The 17,790-nt window shown below is 71.5% G+C and carries 15 protein-coding genes; 9 read left to right on the top strand and 6 right to left on the bottom strand.

The features are described 5' to 3' along the window. Positions 1 to 335 precede the first annotated feature (335 nt). On the top strand, positions 336 to 1,400 hold the full coding sequence (locus tag ABZV42_RS05225; protein ID WP_356050921.1) for a helix-turn-helix transcriptional regulator: 1,065 nt from the start codon (positions 336 to 338) through the stop codon (positions 1,398 to 1,400). 68 nt (positions 1,401 to 1,468) lie between these two features. On the opposite strand, the gene ABZV42_RS05220 is transcribed toward ABZV42_RS05225, so the two are convergent. Continuing rightward, a complete protein-coding gene (locus ABZV42_RS05220) occupies positions 1,469 to 2,461 on the bottom strand; it encodes a helix-turn-helix transcriptional regulator (protein ID WP_355982008.1) in 993 nt (330 codons plus the stop codon). A gap of 266 nt (positions 2,462 to 2,727) precedes the next feature. Between ABZV42_RS05220 and ABZV42_RS05215 the strand changes: the two genes are divergently transcribed. Next, positions 2,728 to 2,985: a hypothetical protein gene (locus tag ABZV42_RS05215; protein ID WP_355982010.1), complete on the top strand. Its 258-nt coding sequence runs from the start codon at positions 2,728 to 2,730 to the stop codon at positions 2,983 to 2,985. Then, complete coding sequence (locus ABZV42_RS05210) at positions 2,982 to 3,317, top strand: hypothetical protein (RefSeq protein ID WP_355982012.1); 336 nt, start codon at positions 2,982 to 2,984, stop codon at positions 3,315 to 3,317. The genes ABZV42_RS05215 and ABZV42_RS05210 overlap by 4 nt, the downstream gene beginning before the upstream one ends. 161 nt (positions 3,318 to 3,478) lie before the next feature. Here the strand turns inward: ABZV42_RS05210 and ABZV42_RS05205 are convergent, their stop codons facing one another. Next, entirely contained in the window at positions 3,479 to 3,892 is a 414-nt protein-coding gene (locus tag ABZV42_RS05205; protein WP_355982014.1) for a TIGR03618 family F420-dependent PPOX class oxidoreductase, read from the bottom strand. 128 nt (positions 3,893 to 4,020) lie between these two features. On the opposite strand from ABZV42_RS05205, the gene clpB reads away from it, so the two are divergent. Both clpB and ABZV42_RS05195 read left to right on the top strand, forming a co-directional pair. After that, positions 4,021 to 6,633, top strand: coding sequence for an ATP-dependent chaperone ClpB (gene clpB, locus ABZV42_RS05200; RefSeq protein WP_356050920.1), 2,613 nt, complete (start codon positions 4,021 to 4,023; stop codon positions 6,631 to 6,633). Positions 6,634 to 6,900: 267 nt separating this feature from the next. Then, entirely contained in the window at positions 6,901 to 7,437 is a 537-nt protein-coding gene (locus tag ABZV42_RS05195) for a YbjN domain-containing protein (protein ID WP_355982018.1), read from the top strand. Between the two features lie 79 nt (positions 7,438 to 7,516). Here the strand turns inward: ABZV42_RS05195 and ABZV42_RS05190 are convergent, their stop codons facing one another. Beyond that, positions 7,517 to 8,716 carry a hypothetical protein gene (locus ABZV42_RS05190; protein ID WP_356050919.1) on the bottom strand — a complete coding sequence of 400 codons (1,200 nt, stop codon included), beginning with the start codon at positions 8,714 to 8,716 and terminating at the stop codon, positions 7,517 to 7,519. Between the two features lie 574 nt (positions 8,717 to 9,290). Between ABZV42_RS05190 and ABZV42_RS05185 the strand changes: the two genes are divergently transcribed. After that, positions 9,291 to 9,782, top strand: a complete 492-nt coding sequence (locus ABZV42_RS05185) for a hypothetical protein (protein ID WP_355982022.1) — start codon at positions 9,291 to 9,293, stop codon at positions 9,780 to 9,782. An 8-nt stretch (positions 9,783 to 9,790) separates the two neighbouring features. Beyond that, positions 9,791 to 11,152, top strand: coding sequence for a hypothetical protein (locus ABZV42_RS05180; RefSeq protein ID WP_356050918.1), 1,362 nt, complete (start codon positions 9,791 to 9,793; stop codon positions 11,150 to 11,152). Between the two features lie 49 nt (positions 11,153 to 11,201). Here ABZV42_RS05180 and ABZV42_RS05175 read toward each other — a convergent pair whose 3' ends face one another. The 3 genes from ABZV42_RS05175 to ABZV42_RS05165 form a co-directional block, all read right to left on the bottom strand. After that, positions 11,202 to 12,416, bottom strand: coding sequence for a pyridoxal phosphate-dependent aminotransferase (locus ABZV42_RS05175; RefSeq protein ID WP_355982026.1), 1,215 nt, complete (start codon positions 12,414 to 12,416; stop codon positions 11,202 to 11,204). 278 nt (positions 12,417 to 12,694) lie between these two features. Further along, positions 12,695 to 13,957, bottom strand: coding sequence for an MFS transporter (locus ABZV42_RS05170; RefSeq protein ID WP_355982056.1), 1,263 nt, complete (start codon positions 13,955 to 13,957; stop codon positions 12,695 to 12,697). Between the two features lie 17 nt (positions 13,958 to 13,974). Beyond that, positions 13,975 to 14,514, bottom strand: coding sequence for a winged helix-turn-helix domain-containing protein (locus tag ABZV42_RS05165; RefSeq protein WP_355982028.1), 540 nt, complete (start codon positions 14,512 to 14,514; stop codon positions 13,975 to 13,977). 926 nt (positions 14,515 to 15,440) lie between these two features. On the opposite strand from ABZV42_RS05165, the gene ABZV42_RS05160 reads away from it, so the two are divergent. Then, positions 15,441 to 15,971 (top strand): DUF2617 family protein, encoded by a 531-nt coding sequence (locus tag ABZV42_RS05160; RefSeq protein ID WP_355982030.1) that lies wholly within the window; start codon positions 15,441 to 15,443, stop codon positions 15,969 to 15,971. Positions 15,972 to 16,272: 301 nt separating this feature from the next. Then, complete coding sequence (locus tag ABZV42_RS05155) at positions 16,273 to 17,709, top strand: polyamine aminopropyltransferase (RefSeq protein ID WP_356050917.1); 1,437 nt, start codon at positions 16,273 to 16,275, stop codon at positions 17,707 to 17,709. Positions 17,710 to 17,790: the final 81 nt, after the last annotated feature.

The following is a 17,790-nucleotide window of genomic DNA, read 5'->3' as shown; positions in this document are numbered from 1 at the left end:
AGCCGCGGCCGGCGCCTCCGCCCCGGTGGCGTGGTTACAGCAAGTCCCGTGGGCGTGACTGGAGTTGTGTCTTCGAGGCTGAGCCGGGCGAGGGGCCGGCCGGACTCGTGGGGGCTGTTCCGCGGGGAGCCCGGGCGCCCCGGCTCCGGGTCTTCAGCTTGTTGCAAGGGGCGCGGCGGAGGTCACGATTTATGGTGATGAGCAGGGGCGAACGGACGTTCTTCGGCGACGCAGCCTTGTTGCGATGCCGGACGCGTCCGCGCATAGTTGCGCTGCGGAGGACGCCCTGACGCGGGGCTCACGCCAGGGGTTGGAGCTGGAGCCAGGGGTGGGAGATGGCCGGGCACGGGACGGACAGGCATCCGCACGGCGCTGACCGGCTGTGCGATGCGGGCGACCGGGTGTACTCCCGGGCCGTGCGGCGGGGCCGGGTGCCCCGCGAGGACGCCGAGCCGGTGCCCTGCCTGCTCGAACTGGCGCTGCTGCACCCCGATCCCGACGACATGGGCTGGCTGGTGCCGACCTCGCCGCAGGAGGTCATGACCCGGCTCCTGCGGGGCGTGTACCAGGAAGTCAGCGCGAGCCAGGCGCGGGTGGGCGACGCGGTGTCGGCCTTCGAGTGGTACGCGGGCCTCGGCGGCCGGGTGCGGGCGCCGGCCGAAGGCGTGGCGATCAGGGTCCTCGACGGTCTGCCGCGTATCCACGCCGCCATGGACAAGGCGACCGAGGAGTGCACCCGCGAGGTCCTCACCGTGCAGCCGGGCGGCATCCGGCGCGAGGACGAACTCGTCGAGGGTCTGCACCGGGCGCTGGAGATGCGCCGGCGCGGGGTGCGCATGCGCGACCTGTACACCCATGTGGCCCGGCACGGCCAAGGCCTCCTGAACTACATGGAGTTGATGGGCGACGCGGCCGAGGCCCGTACCCTCGACGAGGTCGTGGAACGGCTCATCCTCTTCGACCGTACGGTGGCCTTCATCCCCGCCAACTCGGACCGCACGATCGCGCTGGAGCTGCGCCACCCCGCGCTGGTGGACTACCTGGTGACGGTCTTCGAACGGCTGTGGCGTCTCGCGATCCCGCTGACCTCGCCCATGCCCGCGACGGGCATCGAGGGCATCACCCACCGGGAGCGGTCGATCGCCGAGCTGCTGGCCGAGGGCCATCAGGACGCGGTCGTCGCGGAGCGCCTGGGCATCAGCGTGCGGACGTGCCGGGCGCACATTGCCCGGCTGTCGGAGACGCTGGGCGCGGCGAGCCGGACGCAGTTGGGCGTGCGGATCGCCCAGGCGGGGCTCGACGGGCCGCAGCGGTCGCCGGGTCCGGAGGCCGTCACCGTCGCGGAGGTCGTGCCGACGGCCCCCGCCGTCCCCGACCGCGGCTCCCCGGCGGGCCGTTGACGGCGGTGGTCCGGGCGCGGCTCCTGGAGCCCGCCCGGGCGCGTCGCGCGAGGTGTTGCCGACCGGGGTCACTCCCTTCCCTCGGGCTGGTCCAGGAGCCTCGACTGCGCTATCAGGAAGCCGAGTTGGGCCCGGCTCCCGCTGCCGAGGGCGGAGGCCAGCTTGGCGATGTGCGCGCGGCAGGTACGGACGTTCATGCCCAGCCGGCGGGCTATGGCCTCGTCCACATGCCCCTCGATGAGCAGTTTGGCGATGGAGCGCTGGACGCCGGTGATGCCGTTGGGGCCGACGTCGTTCGGGACGTCCTCGGTGAGCGGGACCGCGCGCTGCCAGAGCTGCTCGAAGACCTTGCTCAGGTACAGAACGAGTCCGGGGTGGCGGAGTTCGAGGGCCACCCGCCGGTCGTCGCTGGCCGGAATGAAGGCCACGGTCCGGTCGAAGACGATCAGCCGCTCGATGAGTTCCTCGAGGGTGCGGACCTGGATCCGGCCGCCGGATATGCGCTCCACGTAGGCGAGCGTCCCCTGGCTGTGCCGGGCGGTGTGCTGGTACAGCGTGCGGATGCGCACACCCCGGTCGGTGAGCGGCCTGTCGCGCTCCAGGGCCTGCATCAGGGCGTCGGCGGGCCGGCCGCCGCCCGGCTGGATCGTCAGCATCTCCGTCTGGCACTCGGCGGTGGCCGAATTGAGTGCCGCGTTGATCCGGTCGAATCCCTCCAGGACGGTGATCGCGTGGATGCTCGCGGTGCTCTGTGTGCTGATCGCGATGAACGGGTCGAAGGAGTCGGTCAGTTCGATCGCGAGCCGCCTGCGTTCCTGGATCTCCCGTTCCAGGGGCTGGAGGCGCTGGGCGAGCGCGACGGACGGCGGAACGGGGCGCAGCCACTTCTCGTCGTCGGGGTCGGGATGAAGCAGTGCGAACTCCAAGAGGCAAGGGGCCGTTTCCACTTCGACCCGTGTGATGCGGCCGGAGTGCAACGCACTGGCGTAAAGGCGTGTTCCTTCGTCACACAACGTGGTGACAGCGTGGGGATGTGTCGGTTGTGAGTTCTTTGTGGGCAAATCTCCACCCCCCAGGGTCCTGAACGTGCAGGAACATGATGCATCGCTGCTGTGGCATTGACGTGCCTGAATGAGCCATCGTCTTGTGACGACGGGGGAGAAGATTCCATCAAGTGAGGACGAAGCCGACTATGCGAGCGAGATTGCTTGGTTCAGTGCTTGCCGCAGTCTTCTCTGTCGCTGTGGCGTCCGGCTCCCTGGGGGCCTCGGGTCTTGATGCCGGGGGTGCCCGGAGCTGGGCCGGCCCGGACAGCGGTTGGACCAGCGTGAGGGCGACCGTGGCGGACAGCGGCTGGACCGCTGTCGAGACGGCGGTCCCGGGAGACAGCGGCTGGACCGACATCCAGGCCGCGGCGGTCCCGGGTGACAGTGGCTGGACCGACATCCAGGCCGCGGCGGCCCCGGGTGACAGTGGCTGGAACATCGTGAAGCCGGCCCTGGCGGACAGCGGCTGGAACGCTGTCGAGGCCTCGGCCCTGTCGGACAGTGGCTGGACGATCGTCTCCGCGAGCGCAGAAGCATGACCATTCCTCCCGACGACCGCTCCTTCCGCCGTGAGATGGCCACCGCCTACCGGTCCGGCTGGCACTTCATCGACCTGGTCACCGCCATCCCCTACAGCGGTGACTCGCTGATGGTGACCGTCTTCGGAGAACCCGTCGTCGTCACCCGCGACGACGACGAGGACGTACGGGCCTACCGGTGTCTGCGGCGGCCTCGGGGGGCGCCGCAGCCCGTCCGGTGCGCCATCCGGTACGGCATGATCTTCGTGAACCTCGACCAGCGTGACCACCAGCTCACCGGACCTGACGTCCCCGACGTCGAGACCATCGCAGCCACCCCCCGCAGTGCCTGACGCGATTCCCCCGTCGTAGTAGATCGCGCAGGTACTTCCCCCCGCAGCGGCGTCACCGTGACCTGAACACGGTGACGCCGCTGCAGTTTCAGGGGAGATCTCCGGATTTCGGCCCGTCCCCGTAAGGGCCGGAACCGTTCGCGGGACGTCCGGCGGCGGTCTCATCCGCGGCCCATCGCCGCCGTGAGCTCGATCTCGATCGCCACGCGCGACGGGTTCGGCGACGGCGTGCGCTCGTAGCGCTCCGCGTAGCGCCGCACCGCCTCCGCGACGTGCACCGGGTCCGTGGAGACCCGGGCCCGCCCCTCGAGCGTCGCCCAGCGCGCCCCCTCCACCTGGCACACCGCCACCCGCGCCCCGTCGGGTCCGGCCGCCAGGACGTTGGCCACCTTCCGGCTGGACTTGTTCGTGATGACCCGAGCGAGACCGGCCTCGGGGTCGTATGTAACGCCGACGGGCACCACGTGCGGGCTGCCGTCGGACCGGAGGGTGGTCAGCGTGCACAGGCGGCGCTCGCGCCAGAAGCTCAGGTAGGCGGCGTCGGGATGCCGCGGGTCCACCGTATGGGAAGCCATGAGGCCTGAATCTACGCCTGGTGGGTGTCCATTTTCCGGCTCTTCCAGCCTTGAGTGGAATAGGCTCAACTTTGTGTACGCTGGATGAGTCAGGGAACGGTCGGGAACATCAGGAGGAGAACGCGAACGTGGACGCCGAGCTGACCAACAGGAGCCGGGACGCGATCAACGCGGCCGGCAACCGCGCCGTACGGGAGGGGCACCCGGACCTCACCCCCGCCCACCTGCTGCTCGCTCTGCTCGAGGGGCAGGACAACGAGAACATCATCGATCTGCTGGTGGCCGTGGACGCCGACCAGGCCTCGGTCCGCTCCGGCGCCGAACGCGTGCTCTCGGGCCTGCCCAGCGTGACCGGCTCCACCGTCGCGCCCCCGCAGCCGAACCGCGAGGCGCTCGCCGTCATCGCGGACGCCGCCGAGCGCGCCAAGGAGCTGGGCGACGAGTTCATCTCCACCGAACACCTGCTGATCGGCATTGCCGCGAAGGGCGGGGGGATCGCCGACGTACTCTCCCAGCAGGGCGCGAGCGCGAAGAAGCTGCTCGACGCGTTCCAGAAGACCAGGGGAGGGCGCCGGGTGACGACCGCGGATCCCGAGGGCCAGTACAAGGCGCTCGAAAAGTTCGGCACGGACTTCACCGCCGCGGCCCGCGCGGGCAGGCTCGACCCCGTCATCGGCCGGGACCACGAGATCCGCCGGGTCGTTCAGGTCCTGTCCCGCCGCACGAAGAACAACCCCGTCCTCATCGGCGAGCCCGGCGTCGGCAAGACCGCCGTCGTCGAGGGCCTCGCCCAGCGGATCGTGAAGGGCGACGTACCCGAGTCCCTGAAGAACAAGCGGCTCGTCTCGCTCGACCTGGGCGCGATGGTGGCCGGCGCGAAGTACCGGGGCGAGTTCGAGGAACGGCTGAAGACCGTGCTCGCGGAGATCAAGAACTCCGACGGGCAGATCATCACCTTCATCGACGAGCTGCACACCGTCGTGGGCGCCGGCGCGGGCGGCGACTCCGCCATGGACGCGGGCAACATGCTCAAGCCCATGCTGGCCCGCGGCGAGCTGCGCATGGTCGGCGCCACCACCCTCGACGAGTACCGCGAGCGGATCGAGAAGGACCCGGCGCTGGAGCGGCGCTTCCAGCAGGTGCTGGTCGCCGAGCCGACCGTCGAGGACACCATCGCCATCCTGCGCGGACTCAAGGGCCGCTACGAGGCCCACCACAAGGTCCAGATCGCCGACTCGGCGCTGGTGGCGGCCGCGACCCTGTCCGACCGGTACATCACCTCCCGCTTCCTCCCCGACAAGGCCATCGACCTCGTAGACGAGGCCGCTTCGCGGCTGCGCATGGAGATCGACTCCTCCCCGGTCGAGATCGACGAGCTCCAGCGGGTCGTCGACCGGCTCAAGATGGAGGAGCTGGCGATCGGCAAGGAGACGGACGCCGCCAGCAGGGAGCGCCTGGACCGGCTGCGCCGCGACCTCGCCGACAAGGAGGAGGAGCTGCGCGGTCTCAACGCCCGCTGGGAGAAGGAGAAGCAGTCCCTCAACCGCGTCGGCGAGCTGAAGGAGAAGCTCGACGAACTGCGCGGCCAGGCCGAACGCGCCCAGCGCGACGGGGACTTCGACACCGCCTCCAAGCTGCTCTACGGCGAGATCCCCACCCTGGAAAGGGACTTGGAGGAGGCCTCGCAGGCGGAGGAGGAGGTCGCCAAGGGCACGATGGTGAAGGAGGAGGTCGGGCCGGACGACATCGCGGACGTCGTCGGCGCCTGGACCGGAATCCCCGCCGGCCGCCTCCTCGAGGGCGAGACACAGAAGCTCCTGCGCATGGAGGCGGAGCTGGGCCGCCGGCTGATCGGCCAGGCCGAGGCCGTCGGGGCGGTGTCCGACGCCGTGCGCCGCACCCGCGCCGGGATCGCCGACCCGGACCGGCCCACCGGCTCCTTCCTCTTCCTCGGCCCGACGGGCGTCGGCAAGACCGAACTCGCCAAGGCCCTCGCCGACTTCCTCTTCGACGACGAGCGGGCGATGGTCCGCATCGACATGTCGGAGTACGGCGAGAAGCACAGCGTGGCCCGCCTGGTCGGCGCGCCGCCCGGGTACATCGGCTACGAGGAGGGCGGTCAGCTCACCGAGGCCGTACGCCGCCGCCCGTACAGCGTGATCCTGCTCGACGAGGTGGAGAAGGCGCATCCCGAGGTCTTCGACATCCTGCTCCAGGTGCTGGACGACGGGAGGCTCACGGACGGCCAGGGACGGACGGTCGACTTCCGCAACACCATCCTGATCCTCACCTCGAACCTGGGCAGCCAGTTCCTGAGCGGGCAGAGCCTCGCCGACCCGTCGGCCTCCGAGGAGGAGCGCAGGCGGCAGGTCCTGGAAGTCGTCCGTGCCTCCTTCAAGCCGGAGTTCCTGAACCGGCTGGACGACCTGGTCGTCTTCTCCGCCCTCGACCAGCAGGAGCTGGAGCGCATCGCCAGGCTCCAGATCGACTCCCTGGCGAGACGGCTCGCCGAGCGCCGGCTCGGCCTGGAGGTCACCGACGCGGCCCTGGCCTGGCTCGCCGCGGAGGGCAACGATCCGGCGTACGGAGCGCGACCGCTGCGGCGCCTCGTCCAGACCGCCATCGGCGACCGGCTGGCCAAGGAGATCCTGGCCGGCGAGGTCAAGGACGGCGACACGGTCCGTGTGGACGCCTTCGGCGACGGCCTGATCGTGGGACCGGCCACGGGCAAGACGCTGTAGCAGGAGCAGGAGCAGGAGCAGGAGCAGGAGCAGGAGCAGGAGCTGTAGCAGGAGCCGGAACCCTGACCGGAGCCCGGCATCAGCACCCGGCATCAGCACCCTGTGGAGGGCTCGCGGCGGTCCGCCGCGGGCCCTCCACTTTTGCCGGTCCGATGCCCGTACGTGACCGGATCTTGTCAGCCCCCGGCGGACAGGGCCCGTCAGAGGTTGCCACTCCCCGCCCCCCATGAGGGAGGATGGCGGTATCCGTACGAAGGGAAATACACGGTGAGCATCGACCCGTCCTCGATTCCGAATTTCGGGGGCCAGCCCGAGCCGCAGTCCGGCGGCCCCGCCGGCCCCGTGGTCCCGGATCAGGACCTCGTGAAGCAGCTTCTGGAACAGATGGAGCTGAAGTACGTCGTCGACGACGAGGGTGACCTCGCGGCGCCGTGGGAGGAGTTCCGTACGTACTTCATGTTCCGCGGCGAGGCGGACCAGCAGGTCTTCTCGGTGCGGACGTTCTACGACCGGCCGCACCAGCTCGAGGAGAAGCCCGCGCTCCTGGAGTCGATCGACGACTGGAACCGCCGCACGCTGTGGCCCAAGGTCTACAGCCACACCCACGACGACGGCACCGTCCGCCTGATCGGCGAGGCGCAGATGCTGATCGGCACCGGCGTCGCCCTGGAGCACTTCGTGTCCTCGACGGTCAGCTGGGTACGCGCAGCCATCGAGTTCGACAAGTGGCTCGTCGAGCAGCTCGGCCTGGAGCAGGAGATCAACGAGACGGACAAGCCCGGGGACGACGAAGAAGAAGAGTAGATCCGTCCTCGCAGCGGCGCTTTTTTCACCGTGCGCACCGACCCTTGGGGCAGGTCCGGGACAAGGCCCGGGACCCGTCCTAGAGCGGGGTGTGCGCGATCACGACCAGATACGCGCCGTAGGCGAACGAGAGCCCGGCCAAGGCGCCGACCACCAGGGTCGCGTGCCAGGGCCGGGCTCTCGCCGTTCGTACCAGGGCGCGGGCCAGCGGCAGCAGCAGCGGGAACGCCGGGAGCAGGAAGCGCGGCTTCGACTCGAAGAAACCCGAGCCGCCCAGCGCGATCAGCAGCAGGATGCCGCTGTGGACCAGCAGCGGCAGGGGCGGCCGGTCCGCGATCAGCAGCCCGTACAGGAGCACGGCCACGGCGACGATCACCATCGTCATGGGGAACACGAACCTGTCCCCGTGCAGCAGCAGGTGCCTGACGAAATGGAGCGATCCCTCGCCCAGGTCGAAGCGCGAGCCCCACAGCCGCTGCACCTGGAAGTAGCCGCCGAGCAGGGCGCCCTCGCGGTGTCCCACCCACAGTACGTAGCCGGTCCAGCCGAGGGGTGCGAGCGCGGCGCCCGTCCACACCCTGTGGGAAACTTTTCCGCGGTTCCGCCAGATCTCCTGCGCCGCCCCCACGAGGACCGCCGCGGCCACCGCGAAGCCGTTCGGCCTTGACAGCCCCGCGAGCGCGGCCAGCGAGCCGGCCCACACCCAGCGTCCGTCGAGCACCGCGTACAGCGACCAGGCGGCGAACGCGGTCAGTACGGGCTCGGTGTACGCCATCGACAGCACCACCGAGTGCGGCAGCAGCCCCCACAGCAGCACCAGCGTCGTACCGACCGCCCGGCCGTGCAGCCGGGCCCCGATCGCGTACACCCCGCACGCGGCCGCAGCCGCCGCGGCCCAGGAGACCAGCAGGCCCGCGGAGCCCCCGGTCAGCGGTGTCAGCCTCGTGACACCCCGTACGAGGGCCGGGTAGAGCGGGAAGAACGCGAGGTCGCTGTGGACGACCGTGGGGTGGAAGTGGAGTGTCCTGCCGTAGCCGTGCGCGGCGATCCCGAGATACCAGGCCGAGTCCCAGGAACGTGCGAGCAGGGCGACCGGGTGTCTGCCGGTGGCCCAGGCCGTCCCGGCGAGCACGAGGAGGCCGGCCAGGCGCGCGGCGGCGAACAGCCCGAGCGCCGTGATCGCGGCGTACGGCAGGCTGCGTGCGGCGCGGGACGGACGGACGGCACGGTCGCCGGGCTCCGGGAGAGCGGGGCGAGCGAGGGTACTCGGGTGGGTCACACCCCGAACTGTGCGTTCCCCACGGGGTATTCGCGAGCTTTGATCGTCCGTGCGGGTTCCGTTGCGGGGCCCCCGGCGCGCCGCCCGCACCGGGGCTGCCAGCAGTGCTAGACGGCTGCGTGCCCGGCTGCCGAGGGCGCCTGGTGCCGAGGCCGGCGGGCGTCGAGGGCGCCTGCCGTCGAGGGCGGTGGCCATCGAGGGTGCCGGGCATCGAGGGCGGCGCGGGAGCTTTCGCGGGGTTGCCCGGGAAGCCCATTGCCGGGGCGAGAGCTTGCGCGGGGTTGCCCGGGAAGCTCGCTGCCGGGGTGGGAGCTTCGCCGGGTCGCTCGGGATGTCCGTTGCCCGGGCGGGAGCTTTCGCTGGGTTTCTCGGGAAGCCTGCTGCCGGGGTGGGCGTCCAGCCGGGCCCAGTGGCCGGGACGTCTCCTCCGGTCCCTCTCCCGAACTGCTGTCCTCGGGCAGTTCCGGGGCCCGGACGACTGCCGTCCCCGGGCAGTGGTGAGCGGGAGGCCGTACCGCGTAATCCTCGCGTGTCAGAGACTCCGGCCCCGATACCGGCCCCGATACCTGCCCCTTTGCCGTCCCGTTCCGTTCCCGCGGACACGCCCGTCTGGTCCTCCGGGGAAGCGGCCCGGTGGTCGCACGCCCGCCCCGCGCCCTGGGCCCGCGCCTTGTGGTCCGTGACGGCGCTGCTGATCACCGTGGTGTGGGCGATCGCGGCGGCACCGGAACCGCCGTGCACCGACGCCGCGCCCTGCGGTGCGGACTGGCTCGGCATGGCGGAGATGGGACTCGCCCTGGGGCTGCTGTACTGGCTCGCCCGGCTGCCCGAACTGACACTGGTCGCGGCCCCCGCGCTGGCGGCGGTCGTGGCCCGGCTGGAGCTGCCGGACGCGGGACCGAACTCCCTGGCCGCGAACCTGTGCGTCCTCGCCGCCCTGGGCTTCGGCTGGCCGCCGCCCGCGAACGGCTCGCCGGCCGCCGTCGGCAGCGCGACCTGGCGGAGGGCACCGCGGACGTACGGCACCCGCTTCCCGAACCCGTCGCGCCCCTGCGGCGCGGGCTGATCCCGATCGTGGCGGGGCTGGTGCTCGTGGCCGTCGCCGCCTTCTGCGGGGCCCAGGGGCTCGCGGGCATCCACGACGACCGGCAGCACGCGGACCGTGCGGTCCGTACCGGGGCGAAGGTGACCGGCCGGGGCGACGAGTCGGTCCGGGTGCGTACCGGCGACGGTCGGCGACTGACGCTCGGCTCGTCCTATCCGGAGGACCACCGCGTCGGCGCCACGTCGACCGTGCTGGAGGACGGATCCTGGCGGCGGCTGGCGTCCGAGCCGTACGACGCCATGGGCCCGCAGCTGGGGCTCCTGGCCGCCGGGCTTCCGGGGCTCTCCCTGCTCGTCACCGGTCTGCTCGCCCGACGCCGTGCCGCCGTGCTGCGCCGCGGGCCGGTTCCGGTCCTGCGGGTGCTGGAACGCATGGGCCGCGACGGTCTGATGTGGATCTACGCGGGAGACGACACCGCCACCCGCCGGCCCGTTCTCGCCGCGCGCTTCGTCGCCGAGGTGCCCGACGCGGAAGAGGAGGGATCGCGGTCGGCACACTCCGCCGGTGCCGGTGCAGGTGCCGGTGCAGGTACCGCTGCCGAGGACAAGGGGGAACGGGTCCCGGGCGCCGTGCTCCCGCGCGAGGCCGTCATGTTCGGCGCCCCCTGCGACGGCGGTGAACTGCTCCTCGTCACCACGTTCCGCGACGGCGAGCCGGCCGTCCTGCGCACGAGCGGCCCCGTCCGGTTGCCCGGCCCCGGCAGGGAACCGGAATTCACCCCGGAAGCGGTGGCGCGCATCGCGACCGACGGGGTCCACGCCACCGCCGCCCCGGTCCCCGCGACGCTGATCACGACGGGACGCCCGCTGAACTGGGGACCCGGCTCCCTGGCGCGCGCCGGTGGTGCGGCCGTGGCGCTGGCCACGATGGCGGGCGCCGCGTTCATCACCCGCGATCTCGTCACGGACGGGTTCAGGCTGAGGGGGCTTTTCCTGCTCTTCCTGCCGGTATGGGGCGGGACCGCCGCGGAGCTGCTCAACTGGCGTGTCACCGCGGACAGTTCCGGGTTGTGGCTGGCCGGGGGCTGGCGGGTGCGGCACCTGCCGTGGGATCGCCTGCGTTCGGCCCGCTACACCCGGGACGGGAGCGTGGAGATAGGGATGCCCGACGGCGGTGCCTGGCGACTGCCCGGCCTGGGCATGCCGAAGCTGGAACGACGCCTCGGCCGCAACCCGTCCTACGTCCGCATGACCGAGGAGGTCACCGCGCTCCGCGACCACCCGGAACTGCGGCCCACCGAACCGGTATCCGGGCGCGGCCGGGGTTTCCCGCTCGGCCCCGTCCTGCTCGCCCTCACCGTCGTCGTGGCTCTGGGCCGGGTCTTCCACTGAAGCAGTGGGGGTTCTCCGCCGGCCCAGGTGCCCCTGGGCCGAGAGGAGTTCAGGACGACAGCCTGCCCAGCCGTCCGGCGGCCTCGTGCAGCACCTCGTCCCGCTTGCAGAACGCGAACCGTACGAACGGCGCCCCCGCCTCGCGATGGTCGTAGAAGACGGCGTTCGGGATGGCCACGACACCGGCGCGTTCGGGCAGGGCGCGGCAGAACGCGAAGCCGTCCGTCTCCCCGAGCGGCCTGATGTCGGTGGTGATGAAGTACGTGCCCGCGGACCGGAAGACCTTGAACCCCGCCTCCGCGAGCCCCGCCGCCAGCACGTCCCGCTTGCGCAGCATGTCCGCGCGGAACCCCTCGAAGTACGCGTCCGGCAGCGCGAGCGCCTCGGCGACGGCGTACTGGAAGGGCCCCGACGCCACGTACGTCAGGAACTGCTTCGCCGACCGTACGGCGCCGACCAGGGCCGGGGGCGCGGTCACCCAGCCCACCTTCCAGCCGGTGAACGAGAACGTCTTGCCCGCGCTGCCGATGGTGACCGTCCGCTCGCGCATCCCCGGCAGACTCGCCAGCGGCACGTGCTCGGCGTCGTCGAAGACGAGGTGTTCGTAGACCTCGTCCGTCACCACGAGCAGATCCCGCTCGACGGCGATCCGCGCGATCTCCGTCAGCTCCGCGCGCGTGAGGACGGTGCCGGTCGGATTGTGCGGGGTGTTGATCAGCAGCAGCCGCGTCCGGTCGGTGACCGCGTCGCGCAGCTCGTCGAGATCGAGCCGGAACCGCCGGTGGCCGTCCCCGTCGCCGGTGCCCTCGTCGGGGCGCAGGGTCACGGGTACGCGCGTCCCGCCCGCCATCGCGATCGAGGCCGCGTACGAGTCGTAGTACGGCTCCAGGGCGATCACCTCGTCGCCGGGCTCGAGGAGCGCGAGCAGCGCGGCGGCGATGGCCTCGGTGGCGCCCGCCGTGACCAGGACCTCGGTGTCGGGGTCGTAGGACAGTCCGTAGTGGCGCTTTTGATGTGCGGCGATCGCGGTGCGCAGCTCGGGGACGCCGGGACCCGGCGGGTACTGGTTGCCGCGTCCATCCCGCAGCGCCCGCACGGCCGCCTCCCGGATCTCCTCGGGACCGTCCGTGTCCGGGAAGCCCTGCCCGAGGTTGATCGAGCCGGTGCTCAACGCGAGGGCGGACATCTCCGCGAAGATCGTCGTCCCGAACTCGGCGAGCCGGCGGTTCAGAAAGGGGCGCGCGCTGGAGGTCATACCGGCCATCCTGCGCCCAAGCTCCGGAGTTCCTCAACTCACCTGCACCGACGGGCACCTGCGCAAGTACCCGTCGCGGCCACCCCTGAGCAGCGCCACCGCTGCCGCCGACTGCCGCCGGCCGTCGACACCGACCACCCCCGGACGGCCCAGAGACGGTGCGGGGCGCCGGATGTGCGGTACCGCGCGATGGTCGACATCGGCGCCGGTCGAGGCCTGCGACAGGGCGAGGTCTTCGGGCCGGCCGAAGACGCACCGGCGGAGATCGCGCCCCCTCCGCGGAGGCGTCACGACAGTTCGCCTGCGCCTTCCCGCGCGGGATCCCTGGATTCCGGGTGGTCCGGGGCGGCGCGACGCAGGGCTGCCTCGACCCGGTGGTTGCTGGTCATGGTTGCCGTGACGGCGGTCATGGCGAGGAGGAGGCCGGCTGCCGCGTAGAGCGGGGTGCGTACGTCGTAGGTGGTGGCCAGCCAGCCGCCGAGGAAGGCGCCGAACGGGGCGGCGCCCATGGCGAGCATGCGGGAGGTGGAGGCGACCCGGCCCATCAGGTGGGCGGGGACGATCGCCTGTCGGAGGGAGGGACCGAGCACCATCGTGGCGCCCATGCCCGCCCCGCAGACGGCGAGCGCGAGGCCGGCCAGGTAGGGATTCGGCGCGGCGGCAAGCCCCAGGATCGCAAGCCCCTCCACCGCGGCCGTGCAGGTCAGCGCGGTGCCGGTGCCGAGTCGTCGGCCGAGGAAGGACGCGATGCCCGCGCCGAGCAGGCCGCCGGTTGCCTCCACGGTGAGGAGCAGGCCGAAGCCGAAGGCGCCGATGCCGAGACGGTCGTGCGCGAAGAGGGCGAGGACCGTCTCCACGGCGAGGAAGGCGATGTTCCCGATCGCCGGACGCAGTGCGAGCCCGAGCAGCAACTGATCCCGGAACACGTACGAGGCGCCGGCCCGCGCCTGGCGGAGCAGCGACTCGCGGGCCTGTGGTGCGGGCCGGGGCGTCGCGGGCAGCGACCGTACGAGCAGTGCGGAGAGTGCGAACGACACGGCGTCGGCGAGCAGCGGAACCGCCCGCCCGAGGGCGAGCAGCGCACTGCCCGCGGGTGGCCCCGCGAAGCCGGATGCGGCGGTCTGGGTGCCGCGCAGGCGGGAGTTGGCGCGCTCCAGGAGCGCGGGGTCGCGGCCGAGCAGATCCGGCAGATAGGCCGTGGCGGCCGTGTCGAAGAAGAGTCCGCCGAGGCCGAGCAGGAAGGCGACGACCGCGAGCACCGGAATGCTCAGCAGATCGAGCACGGCCGCTGCCGCGGGTATCGCGAGCAGCACCGCACGCGCCGCGTCCGTGACCCACATCGTGCGCCGACGGTCCCAGCGGTCCACCAGCGCACCGCCCAGCACCCCGAAGAGCAGCGACGGCAGTGTTCCGGCGGCCGTGACGACGGCGAGCGCCATCGGATCCCGGGTCAAGGTCAGCGCGAGCAGCGGCAGCGCGGCGTGCGACACCCCGTCACCGAGCGAGGACACGGTCTGCGCAGTCCACAGCCGCCCGAAGCCGGTCGGCAAGTCCTCTGTTCCGGAGGTCACTTGGCATCCCCTTCAGACTGCTGACGGGGGGCCGGGTGGAACAGCGCGAAGACGAATGACGTGTCCGGCAGCGACGGATCGGACAGCTCCCGGTACTCGTCCACCAGTGTCTGAAGCCGTGCCCCGAGCTCCGTGAACTGCTCCTCGGTGAGCCGCAGATGAGCCATCCCCACGTGCCGCTCGGCGTCCGCCGGCGATGCCTCCAGGTCCGCCACCGCGTGCCGCATCAGCACATCCGGTCCTCCCTCGCCCGGATCCGGCAGCACGATCGATCGCGCGGCCATCGCGTAGTACCGCTCGGTGACTCCCCGGACCTTCCGCGTCCGCACCACCTTGACCAGGCCCGCTCGCTCGAGCAGCCGTACGTGGTAACTGGAACTCCCCTTCGCGAGGCCCACCCGCTCGGCGATCTGCGTGATCGTGGCGGGCTCGAAGCGGAGCACGGCCATGATCCGGTGACGCGTGAGGTTGGAGACGGCGCGTAGCTGGTCGTCCGTGGTGACGTGAAACGTCTCGGGAAGATCACCGGTAGGCATGGCTCCAATGGTCAACGTTTCTTGACCATTGCGCAAGAGGGTTCGGCGCCCTTCCGGAAATTCGCTGCCCCGGCGCGAGAGGGCATTTACATGCTCAGGAGTTCCTCAACTCTGCTTTGGGCCGTGAGGGGGGAGGGCATCCCCCTGTCACGCAGGACCGGAATCGAGAAGCACGCCCACGGGGGGCCGCTTCGGGGGAACGGAAGGAGGGTGACGTCATGATCTTCGGCATCATCCTGGGGGTTGTCGTGCTGGTCGTGGTCGTCAAGGCCGTCGGCGGGTCCCGGAAGGGAAGGCGCGGCTCCGACGGCAGCGGTGGCGGCGGCGACAGCAGCTGGTGGGCCGGCGGTGCGGGCGGCGCCTCGTCCGGCGGGCACCACGGAGGACACGGGGGTCACTCCTGCGGGGGGCACTCGTCGTGCGGAGGCTCGTCCTGTGGAGGTGGGTCCTCGTGCGGCGGGGGCGGCTGCGGCGGAGGCAACTGACCCGGGCCCGGCACGGGTGACACGGGCGGGTGGCATCCCGGCGGGAGACGCGTCCGGCGTACGGACGCGGTTTCCCGCGAAACACGTCCCGCGCACGAATGTGCCCGTCGGCCGGCGACTGCCGACAGGCACGTTCGTACGCCGGGCGCACATCGTGGTTGAACAGTTGAGCTGTGGAGCCCTCGGGGGGATGGAAACCCCACGAACTTGGGTAAAAACGCTGTGGCGGCAGCACAGTTCATGATTCCCTCTAAACCACCAAAGCGGCCCTGGTGCATCACCAAGCAGCCCTGGGCCGACAGGCCTCGTAAGACCATCGGATGGTCCTATCGGACGCGTCCGCCGGATGCCCTTCCGGCCGGACCGGCCAGGCCGTTCCCCCGGTGTTGACCGGGTGCGCAGGAACCCCACCTCACCTTTGCGTGCTAGCGGAGCCGACCCATGCTCACGACCCTGAAAACCTCGTACACCGACACGCGCGCGGCCGATCTCGCCTGGGCGCTGGGCCGCGAACCGCTGCCGGCCCTCGCCACCCTCGATCTCGAACTGGCCGGGGCGAAACTTCAGTTGAGACTGCTCGGCGCGTCCCACCAGGTCCTTCTTGAGGAGGAGCGGGGCAGTTGTTCGGAGACCGTCGCGTGCATCGCCGGCAGCAGCATGCCCCTGCCGCTCGGCGTCGCGAAGAGATTCGACGACTGGGAGTACGAGTTCGCGGCCCGCGTCGAGATCCTGTCCCCCGGCTCCTTCGCGGGCCGGGCACAGGAGTTGCTGGCCCTCGTCTCCGACCACCCCCAGGGTCTCGCCGGTGTCTTCCCCGGCAGCCCGCACGCGTTCACGGCGTTGCTCGCCCAGCGTCATGAGGGCCAGGTCCACTGGCGTACGTGGCACGCGTACCCGCAGGACGGCCAGTTGGTCGCGACGCGAACGCGAGTCGGCGTACGGACGGAAGCCCTCAGCGCCTCCGGCGTCTGACGGTGAAGCGAGGCCCTCCGGCGTCTGACGGTGAAGCGAAGCCCTCAGGTGCCGTAGGGCGAAGCAAGGTCCTGCGATGTCGTACGGCGAAGCTAAGCCCTCAGGTGTCCGACGGCGAAACGTGCGAGCGGGCATGTCGACGTGTCCGGCGCCGGGGAGCGGGCGGAACGCCCACGGACCCGGGGTTCGCGCGCCGGGTGCCGGGGAGATGCCCAAGTCAACTCCGTACACCATGAAGAGCAAGAGTTTCCACACGTGTGGGTGACGAGACGTAGTGGTTGCGTGACGTAGCGTTCACGGCGTGATCGAACCGCACACGCCAGCCCCACCCGGCGTGCCGCCGCCCTGGGGTGTCCAGGGCCAGGCGCGGCTGCCCGTCCGTCCGGGCACCGGCAGGTTCCTCGTCCTCGTGGGAGTGTTCGTCTGCGCGGCCTGCGGACTCGTGTACGAGCTCGAACTCGTCGCCCTCGCCTCGTACTTGATCGGTGACTCGGTCACCCAGACATCCGTCGTGCTCTCCGTCATGGTCTTCGCCATGGGCGTCGGCTCCCTCGCCGCGAAGCGGCTGCGCCCGTTCGCGGCGGCCGGCTTCGGCGCCGTCGAGGCGGCGCTCGCCCTGGTCGGCGGATGCAGCGCGATGGCCCTGTACGCGGTGTTCGCCTGGACGGGCGGCTGGGGCGGCCTGTGGACGGACGGCCCCCGCTGGCTGCTGGTCGTCTTCTCCCTCACGATCGGCCTGCTCATCGGGGCCGAGGTCCCGCTGCTCATGGAGCTGATACAGCGCATCCGCCGCCAGGACCCCGGCGGCGCGGTCGCGGACCTGTTCGCCGCGGACTACGTCGGCGCCCTCTTCGGCGGCCTCGCGTTCCCGTTCGTGCTGCTGCCCCTGCTCGGCCAGCTGACGGGCGCGCTGCTGACCGGGACGGTGAACGTGATCGCCGGCGGCGCCCTCGTACTCGGCCTGTTCCGCGGCGACCTGACCCGCCGCGCGCGCTGGACCCTGGTCGTCGCCAACGTCGTCGTGCTCGGCCTCCTCGCCTCGGCCGCGATGCTGGTCGACGACTTCGAGCGGGCCGCGCGCCACGCGCTGTACGGGGCGGACGCGCGCGTCGCCCCGCGCACCGGCATCCAGGAGGCCGTCCTGACCGGAGGCACCCACGGCCGTCCGCTCCGCTTCTTCCTCGACGGCCGGCTGCGGTTCAGCGGCCGCGACGAGCGCCGCTACCACGAGGCGCTCGTCCACCCCGCGATGAACGGTCCGCACGCGCGCGTGCTCATCCTCGGCGGCGGTGACGGCCTCGCCGCCCGCGAGGTGCTGCGCCACGCCGGTGTGCGCCGCGTCGACATCGTCGAGCCCGACCCTGACGTGGTCCGGCTGGCACGCGACGACGCCGCGCTGTCCGCCCTCAACCACCATGTGTACGACGATCCCCGGGTCCACCAGGTGACCGCGGACGCGTTCGGCCTCCTGCGCGAGGACCGTTCGTCGTACGACGTCGTCATCTCGGACCTGCCCGACCCGTGCGTCACCGCCGCCACCAAGCTGTACTCGCAGGAGTTCTACGGCCTCGCCCGCCGCGCGCTCGCCCCCGGCGGGCGGCTCGTGGTCCACGCGGGCCCGTCGGCCGGCCCGCACCCGGCCTTCTGGACGGTCGACGCGACGATCCGCGCGGCGGGCCTGTTCACCAGGCCCTACCGCGTCGGCCGGCCGGACTCCGGCCCCGCAGGACCCGCATGAAGATCGCGGGCATCAACATGACCTACGAGGGTCTGATCCCGCGGATCCAGAAGTCGATGCTCTCCAAGGACAAGGAGGCGA

The organism is Streptomyces sp. NPDC005281, from assembly GCF_040607495.1.
Taxonomy (GTDB): Bacteria; Actinomycetota; Actinomycetes; order Streptomycetales; family Streptomycetaceae; genus Streptomyces.
This window is presented reverse-complemented; position numbering and strand designations above follow the sequence as displayed.